This window comes from Proteus vulgaris, from assembly GCF_011045815.1.
Taxonomy (GTDB): Bacteria; Pseudomonadota; Gammaproteobacteria; order Enterobacterales; family Enterobacteriaceae; genus Proteus; species Proteus vulgaris_B.
In genome coordinates this window covers 1792740-1812777 of record NZ_CP047344.1, presented here as the reverse complement: position 1 = coordinate 1812777, position 20038 = coordinate 1792740, and the positions used below count along the sequence as shown (strand labels likewise).

The 20038-nt window shown below is 34.6% G+C and carries 21 protein-coding genes and 1 pseudogene; 11 read left to right on the top strand and 11 right to left on the bottom strand.

Features of this window, described 5'->3' with window-relative positions; translation table 11 throughout:
• Position 1: 1 nt before the first annotated feature.
• From trpCF to GTH24_RS08505, 4 genes are all read left to right on the top strand, one after another.
• Entirely contained in the window at positions 2-1357 is a 1356-nt protein-coding gene (gene trpCF, locus GTH24_RS08520) for a bifunctional indole-3-glycerol-phosphate synthase TrpC/phosphoribosylanthranilate isomerase TrpF (RefSeq protein WP_072067992.1), read from the top strand.
• 39 nt (positions 1358-1396) lie between these two features.
• On the top strand, positions 1397-2587 hold the full coding sequence (trpB, locus tag GTH24_RS08515; RefSeq protein WP_072067991.1) for a tryptophan synthase subunit beta: 1191 nt from the start codon (positions 1397-1399) through the stop codon (positions 2585-2587).
• Entirely contained in the window at positions 2587-3393 is an 807-nt protein-coding gene (gene trpA / locus GTH24_RS08510) for a tryptophan synthase subunit alpha (RefSeq protein ID WP_115349686.1), read from the top strand. Before trpB ends, trpA begins: the two co-directional genes overlap by 1 nt.
• Before the next feature lie 305 nt (positions 3394-3698).
• Positions 3699-3983, top strand: a complete 285-nt coding sequence (locus tag GTH24_RS08505; protein WP_164526225.1) for a BON domain-containing protein — start codon at positions 3699-3701, stop codon at positions 3981-3983.
• A gap of 673 nt (positions 3984-4656) precedes the next feature.
• Here the strand turns inward: GTH24_RS08505 and ompW are convergent.
• Positions 4657-5304, bottom strand: a complete 648-nt coding sequence (gene ompW, locus GTH24_RS08500) for an outer membrane protein OmpW (protein WP_072067988.1) — start codon at positions 5302-5304, stop codon at positions 4657-4659.
• A gap of 433 nt (positions 5305-5737) precedes the next feature.
• Here ompW and GTH24_RS08495 point away from each other — a divergent pair, with 433 nt between their 5' ends.
• On the top strand, positions 5738-6508 hold the full coding sequence (locus GTH24_RS08495) for a YciC family protein (RefSeq protein WP_072067987.1): 771 nt from the start codon (positions 5738-5740) through the stop codon (positions 6506-6508).
• A 110-nt stretch (positions 6509-6618) separates the two neighbouring features.
• Here the strand turns inward: GTH24_RS08495 and GTH24_RS08490 are convergent, their stop codons facing one another.
• Positions 6619-8436, bottom strand: coding sequence for a SulP family inorganic anion transporter (locus tag GTH24_RS08490; RefSeq protein WP_241254060.1), 1818 nt, complete (start codon positions 8434-8436; stop codon positions 6619-6621).
• A gap of 310 nt (positions 8437-8746) precedes the next feature.
• Between GTH24_RS08490 and GTH24_RS08485 the strand changes: the two are divergent.
• Positions 8747-9295 (top strand): annotated as a pseudogene (locus tag GTH24_RS08485) (septation protein A); the annotation flags it as partial.
• A 205-nt stretch (positions 9296-9500) separates the two neighbouring features.
• A complete protein-coding gene (yciA, locus tag GTH24_RS08480; RefSeq protein WP_072067984.1) occupies positions 9501-9932 on the top strand; it encodes an acyl-CoA thioester hydrolase YciA in 432 nt (143 codons plus the stop codon).
• 113 nt (positions 9933-10045) lie between these two features.
• On the opposite strand, the gene tonB is transcribed toward yciA, so the two are convergent.
• Complete coding sequence (tonB, locus tag GTH24_RS08475) at positions 10046-10759, bottom strand: TonB system transport protein TonB (RefSeq protein WP_164526224.1); 714 nt, start codon at positions 10757-10759, stop codon at positions 10046-10048.
• Positions 10760-10872: 113 nt separating this feature from the next.
• Positions 10873-11055: a YciY family protein gene (locus GTH24_RS08470; RefSeq protein WP_072067982.1), complete on the bottom strand. Its 183-nt coding sequence runs from the start codon at positions 11053-11055 to the stop codon at positions 10873-10875.
• Between the two features lie 306 nt (positions 11056-11361).
• Here GTH24_RS08470 and cls point away from each other — a divergent pair, with 306 nt between their 5' ends.
• Positions 11362-12822 carry a cardiolipin synthase gene (cls, locus tag GTH24_RS08465; protein WP_072067981.1) on the top strand — a complete coding sequence of 487 codons (1461 nt, stop codon included), beginning with the start codon at positions 11362-11364 and terminating at the stop codon, positions 12820-12822.
• 115 nt (positions 12823-12937) lie between these two features.
• Complete coding sequence (locus GTH24_RS08460; protein WP_115349680.1) at positions 12938-13261, top strand: HI1450 family dsDNA-mimic protein; 324 nt, start codon at positions 12938-12940, stop codon at positions 13259-13261.
• A 357-nt stretch (positions 13262-13618) separates the two neighbouring features.
• On the opposite strand, the gene GTH24_RS08455 is transcribed toward GTH24_RS08460, so the two are convergent.
• From GTH24_RS08455 to GTH24_RS08435, 5 genes are all read right to left on the bottom strand, one after another.
• Entirely contained in the window at positions 13619-14050 is a 432-nt protein-coding gene (locus tag GTH24_RS08455) for a carboxymuconolactone decarboxylase family protein (protein WP_072067980.1), read from the bottom strand.
• A 170-nt stretch (positions 14051-14220) separates the two neighbouring features.
• Positions 14221-14502, bottom strand: coding sequence for a hypothetical protein (locus GTH24_RS08450; protein ID WP_072067979.1), 282 nt, complete (start codon positions 14500-14502; stop codon positions 14221-14223).
• Between the two features lie 182 nt (positions 14503-14684).
• The gene (locus GTH24_RS08445) at positions 14685-15140 is read right to left on the bottom strand and encodes a GNAT family N-acetyltransferase (protein ID WP_072067978.1); all 456 of its coding nucleotides are present in this window, start codon (positions 15138-15140) and stop codon (positions 14685-14687) included.
• A 228-nt stretch (positions 15141-15368) separates the two neighbouring features.
• Positions 15369-15908 carry an Ail/Lom family outer membrane beta-barrel protein gene (locus GTH24_RS08440; protein WP_164526223.1) on the bottom strand — a complete coding sequence of 180 codons (540 nt, stop codon included), beginning with the start codon at positions 15906-15908 and terminating at the stop codon, positions 15369-15371.
• 319 nt (positions 15909-16227) lie between these two features.
• Positions 16228-16764 carry an Ail/Lom family outer membrane beta-barrel protein gene (locus GTH24_RS08435; RefSeq protein WP_072067976.1) on the bottom strand — a complete coding sequence of 179 codons (537 nt, stop codon included), beginning with the start codon at positions 16762-16764 and terminating at the stop codon, positions 16228-16230.
• 452 nt (positions 16765-17216) lie between these two features.
• Here GTH24_RS08435 and gloA2 point away from each other — a divergent pair, with 452 nt between their 5' ends.
• Positions 17217-17606, top strand: coding sequence for an SMU1112c/YaeR family gloxylase I-like metalloprotein (gloA2, locus tag GTH24_RS08430; protein ID WP_164526222.1), 390 nt, complete (start codon positions 17217-17219; stop codon positions 17604-17606).
• A 46-nt stretch (positions 17607-17652) separates the two neighbouring features.
• Here gloA2 and GTH24_RS08425 read toward each other — a convergent pair whose 3' ends face one another.
• The gene (locus GTH24_RS08425) at positions 17653-18252 is read right to left on the bottom strand and encodes a pentapeptide repeat-containing protein (protein WP_072067974.1); all 600 of its coding nucleotides are present in this window, start codon (positions 18250-18252) and stop codon (positions 17653-17655) included.
• 67 nt (positions 18253-18319) lie between these two features.
• A complete protein-coding gene (locus tag GTH24_RS08420) occupies positions 18320-18616 on the bottom strand; it encodes a putative quinol monooxygenase (protein ID WP_072067973.1) in 297 nt (98 codons plus the stop codon).
• A gap of 535 nt (positions 18617-19151) precedes the next feature.
• Between GTH24_RS08420 and leuE the strand changes: the two genes are divergently transcribed.
• Entirely contained in the window at positions 19152-19742 is a 591-nt protein-coding gene (gene leuE / locus GTH24_RS08415) for a leucine efflux protein LeuE (RefSeq protein ID WP_231619385.1), read from the top strand.
• Positions 19743-20038: the final 296 nt, after the last annotated feature.

The window sequence follows — 20038 nt, the reverse complement described above, 5'->3', positions numbered from 1 at the left end:
CATGACCGTATTAAACGCCATTGTAAAAGATAAAGCAGAATATCTGATTGCACGTAAAGCAAGCCAACCATTATCAGAATTTTCGCATCAAATAGTGCCATCAACGCGCTCGTTTTATCAGGCATTAACTCAACCTAATACTGTTTTTATTTTGGAATGTAAAAAAGCATCGCCCTCAAAAGGATTAATTCGTGCTGATTTTGATCCTTCTACAATTGCAAAAATTTATCAGCCTTATGCCGCGGCAATTTCGGTATTAACCGATGAAAAATATTTTCAAGGAAGCTTTGATTATTTACGTCAAGTCAGTCAAGCCGTACATCAGCCAGTTTTGTGCAAAGATTTTATTATTGATAAATACCAAATCTATTTAGCACGTTTTTATCAAGCAGATGCCATCTTATTAATGCTCTCTGTCTTAGATGATGAGCAATATCGCGCACTATCGACGGTTGCTCATCAATTAAATATGGGTGTATTGACCGAAGTCAGTACAGAAGAAGAGCGTCAGCGAGCAATTAAGCTTAATGCTAAAGTTATTGGTATTAATAATCGCGATTTGCGTGATCTATCTATTGATTTAGCGCGCACTCAACAACTAAGCCAAGGATTACCAAAAGATGCAATCGTGATCAGTGAATCTGGTATTCATACCCACCAGCAAGTCCAAGAGTTAAGTCAATATGCTAATGGTTTTCTGGTAGGTAGTGCCTTAATGTCACAAGAAAATATTGACCAAGCAGTGAGAGCGCTTGTTTTGGGAAAGCATAAAGTGTGCGGGTTGACTCGTACACAAGATGTAAAAGCGGTTTATCAAGCTGGTGCTTATTATGCAGGATTGATTTTCGCAGAAAAATCCCCGCGAAAAGTGACGTTGTCACAAGCACAAGTATTGATAACACAAGCCCCCTTAGCGTTTGTGGGTGTTTTTCAAAACCAACCCATTGCACTTATTTGTGACTATGCTGAAAAACTTAATTTATCTGCCATTCAATTACATGGGCAAGAAGATGCTCAGTTTATTGAGCAACTTAGACAAAAAATTCAACCTAACTGTGAGATTTGGCAAGCAATAAATATGGCAATCCACAATGATATCTCTCCCGTTTCACACGTTAATAAATATGTACTTGATAATGGCACAGGCGGTACAGGAATAACGTTTAATTGGCAAAAAATTCCAAACTCAATACGTGAAAAAGCATTACTTGCAGGCGGTCTTAATAGTGAAAACTGTTTAGATGCAGTTAAAACAGGCTGTATCGGGCTTGATTTTAACTCTGGGGTAGAATCGGCTCCTGGCATAAAAGATGCACAACGTCTAGATCAAGTGTTTGCACAATTACAGCGAAACTAAATTTCATAAAAATAAAATTTTAAACAGGATGACATCACAATGAGAAAACTTAACCCCTACTTTGGCGAATTTGGTGGCCAATATGTACCTGAAATCTTAATTCCTGCATTGGATCAACTCGAACAAGCTTTTATTGATGCACAAAACGATCCGTCATTTCAGCAAGAATTCCAAGATTTATTAAAAAATTATGCAGGCAGGCCAACAGCATTAACCCTTTGTCGTAATTTAACAGAAGGTACGCGAACTCGTTTATATCTAAAACGTGAAGATTTACTGCATGGTGGCGCTCATAAAACTAACCAAGTATTAGGTCAAGCATTACTGGCAAAACGTATGGGGAAAACCGAAATAATTGCAGAAACGGGTGCGGGTCAACATGGTGTTGCCACTGCTTTGGCCTGCGCACTACTTAATATGAAATGTCGTATCTATATGGGTGCAAAAGACGTTGAACGTCAATCACCAAACGTCTTTCGTATGCGTTTAATGGGTGCAGAAGTTATTCCCGTTCATAGTGGTTCATCTACCTTAAAAGATGCCTGTAATGAGGCATTACGTGACTGGTCTGGTTGTTACGACCGCGCTCACTATTTACTAGGAACCGCAGCGGGCCCGCATCCTTATCCAACAATTGTACGTGAATTCCAACGTATGATTGGTGATGAAGCTAAAGCTCAGATCCTAGAGCGTGAAGGTCGTCTACCCGATGCAGCTATCGCTTGTATTGGTGGTGGTTCTAACGCTATCGGTTTATTTGCTTCATTTATTCCTGAAGCGTCAGTGCAACTGATTGGTGTCGAACCCGCAGGTAAAGGTATTGAAACAGGTGAACATGGCGCACCACTGAAACACGGTAAATTAGGGATCTATTTTGGGATGAAATCCCCTATTATGCAGACAGATGAAGGCCAAATTGAAGAATCTTATTCAATTTCAGCGGGTCTTGATTTCCCATCAGTTGGACCACAACACGCACATTTAAATAGCATTGGCCGCGCTGATTATGTTTCTGTTACAGATGATGAAGCAATAGAAGCATTTAAAGCCCTTTCTCGCCGAGAAGGAATTATTCCAGCATTAGAATCTTCTCATGCTCTAGCTTATGCACTTAAATTAATTGCACAAAATCCTGATAAAGAGCAATTACTTATTGTGAACTTATCAGGACGTGGCGATAAAGACATTTTTACTGTAAACGATATTTTAGCAGCAAGAGGAGAAATCTAATGAGCCGTTATCAAAACTGCTTTAATGCATTAGCACAAAAACAACAAGGTGCATTTGTTCCCTTTGTAACATTAGGTGATCCTTCTCCTGAGCTGTCACTACAAATTATTGATGCGTTAATTGAAGGTGGTGCCGATGCTTTAGAGATTGGTATTCCTTTTTCCGATCCTCTTGCAGATGGTCCTACTATTCAAGGTGCTAATTTACGAGCCCTCAATGTTGGTGTAACACCCACCGATTGCTTTGCTCTATTAACTAATGTACGTAAAAAACATCCTAATATTCCTATTGGCCTATTAGTTTACGCCAACCTTGTTTTTAGTAATGGGGTTGATAAATTTTATGGTAAATGCCAACAAGCTGGTGTCGATTCTGTCTTAATTGGTGATGTGCCCTTACGTGAATCAAAAGAGTTCAGAGAAGCAGCACAGCGAGCGAATATCGAGCCTATTTTTATTTGCCCGCCTAATGCTGATGATGAGCTTTTACAAGAATTAGCCATCTCAGGTAAAGGCTATACCTATTTACTCTCAAGAGCAGGCGTAACAGGAACAGATAAACGTGCTGAACAATCGCTAACGCACCTTACTGACAAATTAAAAACTTATAATGCGCCACCTGCATTACAAGGATTTGGTATTTCAGAGCCAAAACAAGTCAAAGAGGCTATTGCAAATGGGGCAGCGGGTGCTATTTCAGGATCTGCCGTTGTACAAATTATTGAGAAAAATCTTCATCAACCTGAAGTGATGCTTAAAGCGCTTACTCAATTTGTCAAAGAAATGAAAGCGGCTACACTCGCTTAACTATCGTAACCGATCCGCTTTAGGAGAATAGTTTGCTATTTTTCTAAGCGGATTACTCTTAATTCATCATTTATTGACCCACACTTTTGAAGTCCATTTTTGGGGCTTAGTCCGCATGAAATGGTGCAATCTCTCTTCTTTCTCCATTTAAAGTACATAATCAATACCTATAAAAATTTGGCAATATTTTATTTTTTGCACATACTTTATAAAGCGCTTTATGTTTTCTTTTCAAAAATACTCAACCAATTACACAATATATAAGGAGTTTGATAATGAAACTATAGGCAAAAATCTCCGCTGTCATGGCAGCATTATTGATGGCATTTACGTTGTCTGCATGTTCTCCGACTTCAACGTCAGAAGGTACTGGGGGTTATTTTGACGACTCTGTGATCACCACCAAAGTTAAAACAGCACTAATCGGTGAAAAAAATCTTAATTCAACACAAATTAGCGTTGAGACTTTTAAAGGTAAAGTTCAATTAAGTGGTTTCGTTTCTTCTCAAGCGGATGCTAATCGTGCTATTGAAACAACACGCAAAGTTACAGGTGTAAAAGGCGTTATCAACTCAATGGTTGTTCGCTGATCCCTTTTTTATTCTAGTCTTCCCTTAGCTTTATTTTTTAGACCACTTCGGTGGTCTTTTTCATTTATGAATTTATGTTTATTTGTACGGACTATCATAATACAGATCAATTTTTGCAAAAAAATCAAATCATTCAAAAATAGCCCGCTTTTGTCTCACCCTAAAAATAAGCTCATAAAAAGAGCAAAACAAAAGGTTCTCTAATCATTTTGCGTTCAATAACAAACCACTTAGTTATTATCTGTACGAGGCTTTTCTAATCCTTTTTATTTCTCTATTAATCTCATCTATCCGTTGATAGATAACATGCTTTTACTAAAATTAAATATAAAGATGTATTTTAAATACATCTACAAAATACTCGATTTTATCGATTACAATGCTATTTATTATTAACAAATAGAAATAAATAATTCCCATTATATTTATAGCTGAGCTTTAAGATGCATATAAAATACATCTTAAAAGATATTTAAACATTATATGTTCCATTTTAAATGCATCTTTATTTATTTAACATTATTTAAAAATGACTCTTATTTTAAGTATTAATAATAAAATCGTATCTTTTGATAATCTAAAAATGAGAATTGTCTTGTGAATTTAAAACATAAAAAAAGCGAAGATAAACTTCGCTTTTTCATTATGAGATATTCTTTTAAAGAAAGAATAATTAGAAACGGTAGCCCACACCAAACATAAATACAAATGGGTCTAAACGTGTTTTAACATCAAAGTCTTTATTAGCAACTTCACTGTTGAATCTTGCTTTTGTTTCGATATTCATCCACCAAACAGACGCATTCAGCATCCAATTTTTATCGAGGTTATAATCTAAACCCGCTTGTGCTGCAAAGCCCCATGAATCCTTAAGATCAAGCCCATTCAAGCCTAAGCCATCTACTGCTGGATTGTTATTGAATTTCTCATCAAAGAAAGTGGTAAAGTTAAGGCCAGCACCTAAATAAGGACGTAATTTATCTTCACCATTACCAAAGTAATATTGCGCCATTAATGTTGGTGGTAAATGTTTAACTTTTGCAATTTCGCCCACACCACTTAATGAAATTTTATGCTCAAATGGTGTTGCGGCTAATAATTCAACACCGATATTATCAGTGATCATATACCCAAAGGTTAAACCTAATTGAGTATTATTATTTACTCCAAAATGATCGCCACCTAATATTGCATCAGAACCCGCATTAGGACGAACAGTTGCAGTACCTGCACGGAATAAAAAATCCCCCGCTTGGTGAGCAAAAGAAATAGAAGGCGCAAGAGTTGCAGCCGCTAAAATAAGCGCAGAAAGTTTTTTCATTATTTAACCCATTCCTGTAATAAGTAAAATCTCCGCTAAAAATATAACCATTTATTGATAATTATGATCTAATACCGATCACAACTTTGGAATTATTTTTGCAGAAAGTGTTATTTCTCTTTTTATTATTTATCAATACTATTATTTATAATTGATCCACATCAAATTACACATTAATACCATTTTTTCTTATAATTAAATTTATTATTACTGTTATTTTTTGAATAAAAAATATCCTTAAAAGACATATTTAAAAATAAAGTTATTATTGTGTTAATATAATGTTTATTTTATTTTCGGTGATGAGGGTGTTCTGATTATCAACATCAAGAAACAAGCCAAATAAGAGAAGTAAGAGAAAATATCCCTTTTTGCTGTTGTAAAAGGTACAATGGCGCACATTGACTTAGTCTATTTTTATAGGAGCAGTTTCATGCCTACCACGGCACGCACAATCTACCGCGACAGCCTTAATTTTTATAAGAATGAACAACGTAGCATTGTTACTCTTTCCGCTATTCTTGCTGTTATTTTAGCGATCATTCATGTCTTAGTTGGTCCAACTCCCCAAGAGTACCAATTGATGATTGAATTTGTTGCCAATTTTAAAAACACACAACTTTCTTCTACTTCTCCTGCTGAATTAGAAGCTATGTCAAACAGTGTCGTGGGTGTTGCCAAAAAAGTCTTAGTGCTCTATTTATTTGAAACACTCCAGCAAAGTATTCTCGTGCTTACCCTACTGATGTTTGCTATGGCTATCTCCTCAGGTCATAGCGTCACTCTAGGTCAAACAGCTAATGCTAGCCTACCTCGCCTACCGAAAATGTTTTTATTGATTGTCTTATGCTCTATTTTGATTAGTGCGGGCTTTATGGTGATGATCATTCCAGGTATCATTTTGCTGATTGGCTTTGCATTAGCGCCAGTTGTGCTAGTACGCCAACAGAATATGGGAAGTGCTATTCGTTTAGGATGGAGAATAGGCTTTGGTGAATCAGGTTCACTTATCCCCGCATTAGGGATTTGGATCTTATTGCAATTTGGTATTGGTTTTGTGGGTAATCTCACAATTCAATTGCCCGATATTATCCATAACTTCTTATTCTACTTTCTGAAAAACATGGCTTCAGCTTGGTTGATTATTTACTTGTTTCGCTTATTTATGCTGGTGGAAAATAAATACACAACGCAACAGCGTTAATCGCTCTATACCTTAGTTTTATCTATAAAAAATCCCGTGATAATTAACCGATTTTGAGGTTACGTCATATCACGGGATTTTTCTTTGTACAAAAGACGCCTCAATAATGCTTAATCAGCACATTTTGGTGTCGGTATATTGCTGACTATTGTTGCCGTTGATGTATCACCATCGTGGCTCTCAGCATCTTGTTTTAACGCCTCTATTCTTGCTTCTTTCTGTTTTTCTTTTATTTGTTGTCGGCTTTGATACAGTCGGATCACAAAATAGAGATCGGGAGCAATAATCAAATCATCTTCATTAAGTGAAATTTTATTACGTTCAATCCAACGATTTAATTCTGTTCTACGGCCAGCTAAAACCAATTTCACGCCTTTTATTCGTAACTCTCGTATTAGCTCATCAATAGCAGCAAACACGCTAACATCGTCATAGGTAAAGCTTACAGCTGCATCTACCGCTAACCATGCAGGCCGTTGAGGTGCGCTATCAACAAGTTGAAGTACCCGTTTTTTAAAATAGCCCACATTAAAATAAGTTAGTGGTGAATTAAACCGATACATCATTAAACCATCAATAGGTTCAATGCCATTATCTTTATTCATTGAGTGAACCATACCCTGTTCATCAACACCCAATAATTGATCGCTCGGACGAAAAACAATACGTAAAAATTGTAGCAAACCTAATAAAACGGCAAAACCGATACCGTTAATTAGCCCTGCCAATAACACGGCTAATAAGGTGAATGATGCCAATGTAAATGCTTGTTTATTACGTTTACGATAAGACCAAATATGACGAATACTCAATAATGACCATGAAGAGACAATCAACACAATCCCCAATGATGATAATGGAATATAGGCAAGAAAATCGGTCATAAATAATAGTACTAGCAAAATAACCAGTGCTGCGATAATAGAAACTAATTGCGTTTTCCCACCAACAGAATCATTGACTGCAGTACGGCTACTTGCCGCACTTACCGCAAATCCTTGAGAAAGCGCGGCCGCAATATTGGCAATACCTAACGCTTTTAACTCTTGGTCTGCATCGACATCATAACCATTCTTACTGGCAAAGCTGCGGGCAGTCATCATAAAACTAACGAAGCTAATAACCGCCAAGTTTATAGATGGAACTAACAATTCTCTCAAGACACCTGGATGAAATCCCGTCATGGATACAACAGGTAAAAACAGATCAACATTTCCTGCATCTTTATCTACGATAGCAATGCCAAAGCTTGCTAAATCAAATTGCCAACTTAAATACGTCATCACGACCATAGCAATTAAAGGAGCTGGCCATCGACTACGAAAATAACGAATACCTAATAATAGTGCTAATGTTATCGCAGACATTAACACGGTGGGTAAATGCGCATCCATTAATCGAAACGGAACTTCAATTAATTTTTCGATTAGATGATCGGGAGAAGTATCAAAACCAAATACTTTACTGATTTGCCCAACCATAATGGTGATCGCGACACCATTTAAAAGCCCCTGTAAAATAGGTCGAGATAGAAAATCAGTAAAAGCCCCTAACCGAAAATGGCTGGCTAAAATACACCAAAATCCCGTCATTGCCGTCATAATAATTGCAAGTTGCCATCTAGCATTCTCATCACCAGCAGATAATGGAATAACTACAGCAGCAATAACAGCACAGGTTGCTGCATCAGGCCCTGTAATTAGCTGACGCGATGTGCCAAACAACGCATAAATAATCATCGGAAAAATACAGGCATATAATCCAACAATCGGGTTAATCCCTAATAATTCGGTATAAGCAATTGCGACCGGCAATGCAACGGCAGCAACAGAAAGCCCAGCTTTTAAGTCATAGCCAAAATAATCACGCTTATAATTAAACAATAAGCCTAATCCTGGCATCCATTTTATTATTCTTTTTCCGTTCATTGATTTCCTCTTATCAGAAATACTTTTTTATATTTATGCATTCATCAAAAAGTGGCGATAATGTTGATGAGTTACTGAATCATATACTAGAGTGATATTTAAATCCTCTTTCATAACTTAAGCTTTAACTTCAGCCCTCCCTAAATGCAATTACGTTGATTTTTCATTGAGTTATTTTAGAGAAAAACAGTGCTTTTTATATAAATCAGCACTTCATAATTAAAGATATGCAATTGTTTACCCATTTTCTGTCGCTTTGCATTAGAATAGCCTAGTTTATGAATTTAATTACCATAGGTTCCTATTTGTTATGAAAAATGGCTGGCTTAAGCAATTACTTGATTTCGCTCCACTATTAGTGTTTTTTATCTTCTATAAATGGCAAGATATTTTCTACGCTTCAGGTGCATTAATTGTCGCCACGTGGATTTCAGTCGGCTTGACGTGGCTTATTTTCCATAAAGTTGAAAAAGCACCACTCATTACGGCTATTGTTGTCACTATTTTTGGCTCATTAACTATCTTCTTCCATTCTGCTGATTTTATTAAATGGAAAGTCACTGCCATATATGCCATTTTTGCTGTTGTATTAATTGGTATGCAGCTATTTACACCTAAAACATTAATGGAAAGAATGTTAGGTAAAGAGCTTGCCATGCCAGCGGTTAATTGGAAAAAAGTAAATATAGCTTGGGTGATTTTCTTTTTTGCTTGTGCCTTAGGTAATATCTACGTGGCATTCTCTTTACCTGAAGAGACTTGGGTTAATTTTAAAGTCTTCGGTTTAACCATTTTGACCTTTATCTTTACTATCGCCAGTGTGGTTTATATCTGGAATAATCGTTTACCAGAAGAACAAACTGAAGAAGAAGCCACACAAAATACTGAACACGCATTATCAGATGATATGACAAAACAAGCATCTAAACCGACATCACACGATGCTCATTCAAAATCTGAGTAATCACGTTTATTTTATTGGGAGATGTACACTCATCATATTTAACTTGAAGTAGATGAGTAGATGTCTCCTTGGTTTAAACATTTACAGATAATAATTCTCCATGACTGAACAACAATCTTTGCCTAATGGTGAGCTCGTTTTACGTACCCTTGCCATGCCTGCTGATACAAACGCCAATGGTGATATTTTCGGTGGCTGGTTAATGTCTCAAATGGACATCGGTGGTGCAATTTTAGCAAAAGAAATTGCGTTAGGTCGTGTCGTTACTGTTAGTGTAACAGGCATTACCTTTCTTAAACCTGTTGCGGTTGGCGATGTCGTTTGCTGTTATGCTCGTTGCTTAAAAACAGGTAATTCTTCAATTACTGTGAATATTGAAGTCTGGGTTAAGAAGGTTGCAACTGAACCTGTTGGACAACGTTATCGTGCAACTGAAGCGGTGTTTACTTATGTTGCTGTTGATGAAAACAATGCGGCTCGTCGCTTACCTGAAGGTAAAGCACACTTCACATTAACAAGTACAATGGAATAACAAATCCGTCGATTACAACAAATGATATGAAGACACTGAAATTTTAAACACTAAAAAAGGCACTGATTAAAGTGCCTTTTTATTTATCTGAGATCTAATATCTACATTGTATTTTAGCTTGCTGAAACACCTGTTAATTTAAATTCGATAACGATAACTTTCCCTTTATAAGGAATTTTTTCATATCGCCATTGGCGCATGGCTCTTTTAATATCACGTTCAAACACATTTTTAGGATCAGCAGAAACAATTTCTACATTATCGACTCGCCCATCAGCATCAACGTCGAAACGCACTTTCACTGAACCTTCGATACCGACTGCTCGTGCACGTGAAGGATATTCGGGTAAACCTTGACGTACAACGTTAGGTACTCTACCTTCGCCACTGCTTGCTACTGCGACAGGTTTCTCATCACCTTTATCACTTGGCTTAGCCGTTGGATTAAGATTTTTAAGATCATTGCCTTTATTAACCACTAAAGGTTGTGGTCGTTCAACAGGCGGCTTAGGTTTATCAACCGGTTTTGGCTTAGGTTTAGGTTTTGGTTCTGGTTTTTTCTCTATTGGTTTTTCAATAACAGGTTTTACATCAGGAATAGGCTCTGGTTCGGGTTCAGGCTCGACAACTGGCTCCGGTTCTGGCGGTGTGACTTCTTCAACCACAGGTTCTGGTTCGCCAGCAGGTTCATCCGCAGCAAATGCCAACATTTGTATAGAGATAGGCTCAGGTGTAATGACCTCGTCCTCTACAACATAGAACATTGCTGCTGCAACCAAAGAGGCATGCAGGCAGAGTGATATGAATACCCAAAGCTTCCAACGCATAACTTGTCTTATTTCACCTAAAGAAAAAACAATGCCCCTAGTTTAAATGCAAATAGCAATCATATTCAATAACGTTTATCAAAATGATTGATATAAACAGTTAAAAAGTGAAATTATGAGTTCCATTCAATCTGCTGTACAAATAAAAGTGCTCTGTGTTTTTTTGAAGTATCCAGTTTACGCATCTTATAAATTCGGAAATTACGACGAGATTGCCCTTCTAACCATCGACGACGTTTACGTATAGCTTGTCTCATCATTCGCCAACGAGCTACTTCAGTCCTACTGTGTCTCATGCTATCAGCACCTATTTTTTCGAATAAGTGGTGTATTATAAGACGTTCATTTTGTGATCCAAGAGGTGATTTATGATTTGCTTAAATTTCATTCATTCTTTGAGCATTTCTCACAAAGGAAAAATAAATAAAACATCGTATCTTATTGCTTATTTAATGCTTATATCTTAACAAAGAGATTTGACAGAGATAATAATCCTGATTTAATAACAACATTCGGCAAATAACAAAAATAATGAACTATTTTTAGTAAATTGCCTTTAAGCTTATCCATGCGATTCATTTTCAACGGAAAATAGCTCTACTATGACAACATTTTATACTGTATTAAGTTGGCTAACCTTTTTCTTCTATTGGCTATTAATTGCAGGGGTCACATTTCGTGTCCTAATGCATCGACGTCCTGTCACCTCCACAATGACTTGGCTATTGATAATCTATATTCTGCCATTAGTCGGTGTTATTGCTTATTTTGCCTTTGGTGAATTACATCTTGGTAAACGGCGTGTTGAACATGCTAAGCAGATGTGGCCTTCTGTTGTTGCTTGGCTCGAAGACTTAAAAAAATGTAAGCATATTTTTGCAACGGGTACTAGTGATGTTGCAACACCTCTTTTTCAATTAACCGCTAAACGCCAAGGTATTAAAGGCGTTAAAGGGAATAAAATTGAGTTGTTAACTACCTGCGAAGATTCGTTGAACTCAATCACGCGAGACATTAATAATGCCCGCGATAATATTGAAATGGTTTTTTATATTTGGCAACCTGGTGGTTTAGTCGAAGAAGTGACAGATGCTTTAATCAAAGCCGCTAAACGGGGTGTAAAATGCCGTATCATGGTTGACTCTGCTGGAAGCTGGAATTTCTTTCGAACCAAAGGCCCTGATGTAATGAGAGCCGCGGGTATTGAGTTTGTCGAATCACTCCATGTTAATTTATTCCGTTTTTTCTTACGCCGAATGGACTTACGCCAGCATCGAAAAATTGTATTGATTGATAACTATATTTCCTACACCGGAAGTATGAATATGGTTGATCCTCGTTATTTCAAGCAAGATTCAGGTGTAGGACAATGGATTGATATCATGGTCAGAATGGAAGGCCCTGTTTCTACTACTTTAGGTATGATTTATGCCTTTGATTGGGAAATGGAAACAGGTGAGCGCCATTTACCTCCCCCTCCTGATGACAACATTATGCCTTGTGAACAAGAAAGCGGTCATACAACACAAGTGATTGCTTCAGGTCCAGGCTTTCCTGATGAACTAATCCAGCAATCATTAATTACCGCCATTTATTCAGCAAGAAAAGAATTGGTTCTTACAACACCTTATTTTGTGCCTAGTGACGATCTTGCCCATGCAATCTCAACCGCAGCAATGCGGGGTGTTGAGGTAAGTATTATTGTGCCTCGTAGTAATGATTCTTTCCTTGTACGTTGGGCAAGTCGTGCATTTTTTACAGAAATGCTCGAAGCAGGTGTGAAAGTCTTTCAGTTTGAAGATGGCTTATTACATACCAAAAGCGTAATGGTTGATGGGCAACTCAGCATGGTCGGCTCTGTTAATCTTGATATGCGAAGCTTATGGTTAAACTTTGAAATTACTGTCGTCATTGATGATGAAGGTTTTGGTAGCGACTTAAGCATTGTACAATATGATTACATTGCTCGTTCTACAGAATTAACATTAGATGAATGGGAAAAGCGACCGTTCTTCAATCGCGTTTTAGAACGTATCTGCTATTTCTTTAGCCCTCTGTTATAACAGAAATATTGTTATCAAGAAGGTAAATAGGATCTGCGATAGAATACTTTGCTAAATTCGCAAAAATGCGATACAAACAACGCGATAATCATTGGAATAATAAACAGGCATTACCATGAATGAACCAACCTTGATCAGTGAAGATGACGCTCTAGAACAAGCGTATGATCTCTTTTTAGCTCAAGCAGCTGATAATTTAGATGTTGCAGACCAATTACTCTTTAATCTGCAATTTGAAGAAAGAGGTGCAGCCGAAGTGGTTCCATTAGGTAATGATTGGCAATTCATTGTTGGTCTGCCAGTTACACCTGCTCGCTTTAGTGAAGTGATTATTGGCCTTGCACCTGATGATAATTCAGATATTGATGATATTTTTGGGCGTGTACTGATTAGCCGTGATCCTTTAAATCCCATGTTCCATATTATCTGGAAGTCATAATATCTTTTCACTATCTTCGCCAGCTCATATTTAGGCTGGCGATTTCTATTTCAAATAGCCAATAAAATGAACTCAAGCCATCTTCTTACCGATACGATTTTTACACTCGCTCTCTTTGGCGCATCTTATTGGTATATCTGCATTGTTCTTATTATTGTGATGTTTTATGGTGTAATAAAAACCAAAAAAATGTTATTACGCATCTTTTTTATTCTTTTCGCTTTAGTTTTTGCTTATATACCGTTAATGCAATATCTCTGGTAAACATACAACAGAAAAAATTAAAAGCGCTATTAAGATCAGCGCTTTTTCTATACTAAATTGTCTTGCCATGCTTATTACCCTAAATACAGATAATTACTGACGTAAACTCACTGCAATACGATTAAAGGCATTCATTAATCCGATTGCCAATGTTAAATCGCTCATTTCTGTATCTGAAAAATATGCTTTCACTTGTTGATAGATATCATCATTGGTATTTTTTGCGGAAATTTGACTTACAGCATCAGTCCATAATAATGCAGCTCGTTCTTTCTCTGTAAATCGCTCACTGACCTGCCAACCATTTAATGCATCTAATTTATTTTGGGTAACACCATGATGACGTAACGAAGTACTGTGCATTTCTAGGCAAAAAGCACAACCATTGATTTGAGAGACTCTTAAATAAACAAGTTCAATCAACATAATATCAAGTGAGCTACTTTCTAATGCTGTTTTACATTGAATTAAGCCCGCATAAGCTGCGGGACTAAGTTTTGGGTAAGATAAACGCAATTTTGACATAATATTCTCACAATAAAGGCAAACAAATTACATACTGGATATAAAAACAGTACCAATGTAAGCGATTTATAGTAATGAGTTTATCAATTTTGTGGTATTACACTTTAAAACAATGAATTAAGTATTTATACCTAATGTATTATTTTCTATTAAACGAATTATAATGCTATTTATTCAAAACATCTTGATGAGTGAGTAATAGTTAAAAACATTATACCTTCACGACTTAATGTGCTGTCTTTTTTGATGGGGGATGATTGGATCATTCTATCTATTTCAGAGGAAGAAAATTTATTGTCCACTTCATTATAAAAACACAAACATTGATCTTTAGTGACAATGCTATAGACATTTAATGTATCCAGACAATATTCAATAACTGCATTTTCTTGTGATTCAGAACAAGCAGGTAGCACAAATAAAGATAAAATAACAACGACTATTTTCTTCATAACGATTCCATAAATATATGAAATTTATTTAATTATGAAAAAATTATTCCATGAAAGTGAAGGAATTATCACGACATAAATCAAATTAAAGTGGATAATTGATCTTTATGAAAGGGAAAGAGAGAGTATTTTTTATTTCCCTCTCTCATTTTGGTAATACATTTTTTTATTTCGTTCTTTGTTTAGTATTTATACTTATTTTTGTTTAATTTTAAATGTAGTAGTGGAAAAGGATTTCCTTGACCATCTAATTCAGAACGCCCTATTTGCTCAAACCCGATATGCAGATAAAAGCCAACCGCTTGAGGATTTTGTTCATTAACATCTAACTCATCAATATTGAGTGTATTTATTGCAAAATTTATGAGCAATTTACCACAACCATGACCTCTAGAATCAGCATGAACAAATAGCATTTCGAGCCTATTTCCCGCTGTACCTAAGATCCCATGAATAGTTTTATTTTCATCTATCGCAATATAAGTATTAAGCATAGGAAAATACTGTTCTAAAATATCTTTTTTAAGCGATGAAATAATATCTTCAGACAAAAATGTATGTGTTGCCCTCACTGAAGACTCCCACACTGAGATCATCTCATTATAATGTGATGATTCTGCTTTTATAACTGTTAACATGTTGATCCTCCAAATCCCACATCTCAAAGATATTTTACTTACAGATAATTTATTCTGTTAAAAAGCGGATAATTGATTATTATAAATTAAAAACTTAACAATAAATACTTATTTTATAATATTTTTGAACATCATTACAACAATATTGATTGAAATATTAATATAGAAATTAATTAAAAAAAAAGACCATATATATGGTCTTTAGAATAAGGATTGTTTAAGATAATATTAGAAGCGATAACCCACGCCGAGTACCCAAGTTCCCAAATTAGCATCATTCACTTTTGAATATTCATAAGATGCATCAATTGCGATATTAGAGATTGGATTTATTTGAAGACCTACACCATAACTTAAAGACGCTTTTTTTTCATGATAATTTTCAATATCATCTTTATATTTAGCACTAATAATACTCGTACCAATTAAACCATAAATATTTATGTATTCATTAAATCGGTAACTAGGTCCAGCAGTAAGTAAATAGTAATTAAAATTACTCTGAGCGTTCATTTCATCCTGAACATCATAGCAATAATATTTTTTATGATTATAAATAATTGAGCCAATAATACCAAAGCTCTCATTTAATTTATGATCATACTTAATATTAATCCCTTTAGGTGCCCCATCTACCTTATCACCATCGATTTTTATCTGAGTTTGCGCATAACCAAAGGATAAGGTGTTTTTTAAATTAGCAGATGCATTAAATGTTATTATTGATAAAGCAATAGCTACAATTGGAGTTACTAATTTGTTTTTCATTAAATTCCTCTATATTTTTAAATCGTTAAAGTAATTAAGTAAATGTAATTTAAACCAATAAGAAGTTAGTGTTATAGCACATAAAGTCTCAATTAAAATAATAAAGCAAATAAAGTTTATAAGAACTTTTTATTTCTTATATTTTAAAATATAAAATAATTACTTTAAAAAAACGATTATTTAACAATTTAAAATCAATAAAGTTAAAATATAAAGCATGATAAACCGAGGGAAATAATTAATTTTAATATTATTAAATATAAATATAAAAAGCCACTTTAATGTGGCTTTCTAAGAAATAGAATATATTAAGACAATATTAGAAGCGGTAACCCACACCAAGCACCCAAGTCCCAAATTTAGCATCATCTAGCTTTGAATATTCATAAGATGCATCAATTGCGATATTAGGAATTGGATTTACTTGAAAACCTACACCATAAGCTAATGACGTTTTATTATAGTCACCGCGATAATCATAAAACTTATCTTCTTGATTAACATGACCAAGACCGATTAACCCATAAGCACTAAAGTAATCATTGAAACGATAGCTAGGACCCGCTGTTAATGAAACATAATCAATTTCCGTGGTTCCTATTTTACCCCAATAACTATAGAAATCATATGTTAACTTTGTATATGTGAGTGAGCCAATAACGCCCCAATTATTATCAAATTCATGATTGTATTTAAAGTTAACTCCTTTAGGATTATCCTCAAATTTATTACCTTCGAATTTAATTGAACTTTTAGCATACCCTACTGAAAGAGTATTATTCAATGCAGCATGTGCATTAAAAGAAAGTGTAGAAATTGCCAACATTGAAGTAGAAATAAGTAAAAAACGGTTCATCTTTATTCTCTATATAAAATGAAAAAACAGAAAAATAGAGCTAAATTTAGCTCTTTTATCAAACTGGAATAAATCCAATAAATTTATTTTTAAATAATACTTTATTAATAAATTATTTACAAAGGCATCATTATCATTAAGGATAAAATTAAAAGTCTATCTTTATTAAGAGTAAACATACATTATTTTACACCATCATTAATGAAATAATAAGTCTATATTTTTAGGTGCTAATTTATTTTAAATGTTATTTTATTCACTATAATTAAAAACAAATCATTCAACACCAGAAGGAAAAAAACATTATATAAGTTAAGGAGAAATAAATTATTACACATAATGGTTTTAAAGGTAATAAATTAGTTTAAGTTTAAAAATTAATCTATTGTTGTTACCTTTATTTAGCATCATAATAGGTGGGAATTTCTTACTAGATTAGAGCGCTACTATTTATGCTAAAACTCAATAAAATCCATCATGTTGCGATTATTTGTGTCGATTATGAAGTGAGTAAACATTTCTATTGCAATATTTTGGGATTAACGTTACTCAAAGAAAATTATCGTGAAGTAATGCAATCATGGAAAGCAGAGCTTGCATTTGGAGATAATTACCAAATTGAGCTATTTAGTTTTCCAGCACCACCTCCACGCTTAAATTATCCAGAAGCCTGTGGCTTACGCCATCTTGCTTTTAGTGTCGATAATGTTGAAGAAAGTATTCAATATCTACAACAACATGGTATTACATGTGAGCCAATACGAATTGATCCTAGTAGTCATAAGCAATTTACTTTTTTTCAAGATCCCGATGGATTGCCTCTAGAATTATATTGCGCATAAACCATACTAAAAGAGCCACTTATTTAAGTGGCTCTTTCTGACAATTTTAATCGACTAATTTAATATCGAGATATCGCAATAAATCAAGAGCTTCAAATTTTGAAAACTTTGCTTTTGCAATTTTATTTTGACGAATATCAATATCGAATGAATGTGAATCTGTAAAATCTACAGCCTCAATATTTGTCTGCATAAACAAGCTATTTGTAAAATCAGATCCTGTCATTATCGACTTATTAAGTTCTGCGTTTCTAAAATCGACATCATGCAATCGACAATCATCAAAAACAGATTCATAGAGTTTTAAACCAAAAAAATTACATCCACTTAAAATACTACTTTTAAAGCTTAATTGTGAATAGAGATCAAACCGAGGCCAATGTGCTTTAGTCCAATCAATACCAACGAGTTTACACCCTATAAATTCTGTATTAGAAAAACGAGTATTCGGTATATATGCTAAACTTAAATTACAACGATCAAATAAACAATTAACAAATTTACAGTGTGATAAATTTACAGATGAAAAATCACATTGATGGAATTCGCATTGTTCAAAGGTAATATTTTTAAATTCCCCTTCTGCCACATCAAGTTTATTAAATGTTTTGTCTAAATAATCCTGGTTATTTTCTATACTTTCCATAATTTACTCCGATATATTTTATGCCAACAAATAACTCTCCTAAAAAAGTAGACTACTGCTCTTCCCTTTACTTTTCATCAAAAGCATTCCCCATAAGTAAAAATTTAGGCTCGGCTTTTTTATAGGCATCAATCATAGGAACGAGCCGCTGAAAATGTTCACTGGCACAATGAATATCAAGAGCAGCATGATCAGGCCATTGCTCAATAAAAACAAAATGACCTGGGTCTTTTTCATCAATATATAAATCATAACTAATACAAAGAGGTTCTTTCTTTGTCGCTTCCACTAATTCACGGTAGAGTGGTAAAACAATTTCAATCGCTTCTGTTTTAATAAATTCTTCAGCAATCACTTTTAGCATGATGTTTCCTTGATCGACTTAATAAGCATTAACTGTATAAACATACAGATAAATATAGTCGAGTTACCTAAAGAGATCTATCATCTTTACATAAGAAAAAATCAATATTAAAAAGATGAAAATAACATCGTTAAAGCGGATATATTCTTTTTAAGTGTTCACTTTTCAGCCAATAAGTGAACAGTCTTACCTTTTGGGCAAACTTATCAATTTTCTCTGTTGTATTTTTGCCTTTAAAACACATTTTATATTTCTATCAATACATTATCTTCTTTTTAAGAGCACACCTATTTTGAAAGGCAAGATAGAAGTAGTGCTAAGATCTCTTTGAAATAACAAAGAAATTTTTTTGTTGAATAAATAGCAGTGATCATCAAACATTTATTATTAATTTAAATGAAAATATACGTTTTAATAGGAACGATCCTCTTTATATAATAATGGTTCATGAAGTTATACGAAGAAGTCAGATTTGGGGGTTAACGTGTGGTTTGAACAATTTGGCGTACTCAATATTTGGACATACCTTGCTGGCATGTTCTTTATTATTCTTGTTCCTGGACCTAACACACTTTATGTACTAAAAACGAGTGCATCTGGCGGTGTCAGTGCAGGTTACCGTGCAGCATTTGGTGTCTTTTTAGGTGATGCAATTTTGATTTTTCTCGCCTTTATTGGTGTCGCCTCTGTAATAAAAGCCTCCCCAGTTCTCTTTACTATTGTCCGTTTTTTAGGTGCTTTTTACCTTCTTTATCTGGGAATAAAAATTATTCATTCAACTTTTTTTTCCAAAAAAGCACATGCTGAGCAAACAGCGAATATACAAAAACATATTTTTAGAAAAGCACTCACATTAAGTTTAACCAATCCTAAAGCAATCTTATTTTATATTTCATTTTTTGTGCAATTTATCGACTTTAATTATGCACATACAGGGTTATCCTATTTAATCCTAGCCTCGATGCTTGAGGCTTTTAGTTTTATCTATCTCTCTTTTTTAATATTTGGCGGTGTAGCGCTTGCTCGATTCTTCGGTTCTCGCAAAAATATTGCTAAGTTAGGAAATGGTGTTATAGGCATTTTCTTTATGGGTTTTGCTACAAAATTAGCGACATTATCATCATAATTAAATGTAGTAAAAAATGAGAAAAAACGGCAATCATTGACGAATTGCCGTTTTTTATTTCCACGCTTAACTAGTTCTGATATCGCTTAACTGCAGTTATCTATATCGAAACCACCCTAGCATCTGGTATCATTGGCGACTTATCAATTTTCTTGCCATAAATAACTTTGTTTTTCAAATCGTCCAGTATTTGGGTCTTAAAAAGCTTATTGATTGATAAAGTTTTTAAGGGTTCAAAACGTAACATGAAAACAAAGCCTTGGTTAGCAAGTTACAGAATAATCAGCAACGATATA

Bases quoted from the DNA above. Each gene is read 5' to 3' on its own strand.
- yciA (WP_072067984.1), top strand. From the start codon at position 9,501: ATGACTGAACAACAATCTTTGCCTAATGGTGAGCTCGTTTTACGTACC.
- GTH24_RS08470 (WP_072067982.1), bottom strand. From the start codon at position 11,055: ATGAGACACAGTAGGACTGAAGTAGCTCGTTGGCGAATGATGAGACAA.
- ompW (WP_072067988.1), bottom strand. From the start codon at position 5,304: ATGAAAAAACTTTCTGCGCTTATTTTAGCGGCTGCAACTCTTGCGCCT.
- GTH24_RS08460 (WP_115349680.1), top strand. From the start codon at position 12,938: ATGAATGAACCAACCTTGATCAGTGAAGATGACGCTCTAGAACAAGCG.
- GTH24_RS08420 (WP_072067973.1), bottom strand. From the start codon at position 18,616: ATGCTAAAAGTGATTGCTGAAGAATTTATTAAAACAGAAGCGATTGAA.
- gloA2 (WP_164526222.1), top strand. From the start codon at position 17,217: ATGCTAAAACTCAATAAAATCCATCATGTTGCGATTATTTGTGTCGAT.
- trpB (WP_072067991.1), top strand. From the start codon at position 1,397: ATGAGAAAACTTAACCCCTACTTTGGCGAATTTGGTGGCCAATATGTA.
- GTH24_RS08445 (WP_072067978.1), bottom strand. From the start codon at position 15,140: ATGTTAACAGTTATAAAAGCAGAATCATCACATTATAATGAGATGATC.
- GTH24_RS08490 (WP_241254060.1), bottom strand. From the start codon at position 8,436: ATGAACGGAAAAAGAATAATAAAATGGATGCCAGGATTAGGCTTATTG.
- GTH24_RS08455 (WP_072067980.1), bottom strand. From the start codon at position 14,050: ATGTCAAAATTGCGTTTATCTTACCCAAAACTTAGTCCCGCAGCTTAT.
- leuE (WP_231619385.1), top strand. From the start codon at position 19,152: ATGTTCTTTATTATTCTTGTTCCTGGACCTAACACACTTTATGTACTA.
- GTH24_RS08440 (WP_164526223.1), bottom strand. From the start codon at position 15,908: ATGAAAAACAAATTAGTAACTCCAATTGTAGCTATTGCTTTATCAATA.
- trpCF (WP_072067992.1), top strand. From the start codon at position 2: ATGACCGTATTAAACGCCATTGTAAAAGATAAAGCAGAATATCTGATT.
- GTH24_RS08450 (WP_072067979.1), bottom strand. From the start codon at position 14,502: ATGAAGAAAATAGTCGTTGTTATTTTATCTTTATTTGTGCTACCTGCT.
- trpA (WP_115349686.1), top strand. From the start codon at position 2,587: ATGAGCCGTTATCAAAACTGCTTTAATGCATTAGCACAAAAACAACAA.
- GTH24_RS08505 (WP_164526225.1), top strand. From the start codon at position 3,699: ATGGCAGCATTATTGATGGCATTTACGTTGTCTGCATGTTCTCCGACT.
- GTH24_RS08425 (WP_072067974.1), bottom strand. From the start codon at position 18,252: ATGGAAAGTATAGAAAATAACCAGGATTATTTAGACAAAACATTTAAT.
- tonB (WP_164526224.1), bottom strand. From the start codon at position 10,759: ATGCGTTGGAAGCTTTGGGTATTCATATCACTCTGCCTGCATGCCTCT.
- cls (WP_072067981.1), top strand. From the start codon at position 11,362: ATGACAACATTTTATACTGTATTAAGTTGGCTAACCTTTTTCTTCTAT.
- GTH24_RS08435 (WP_072067976.1), bottom strand. From the start codon at position 16,764: ATGAACCGTTTTTTACTTATTTCTACTTCAATGTTGGCAATTTCTACA.
- GTH24_RS08495 (WP_072067987.1), top strand. From the start codon at position 5,738: ATGCCTACCACGGCACGCACAATCTACCGCGACAGCCTTAATTTTTAT.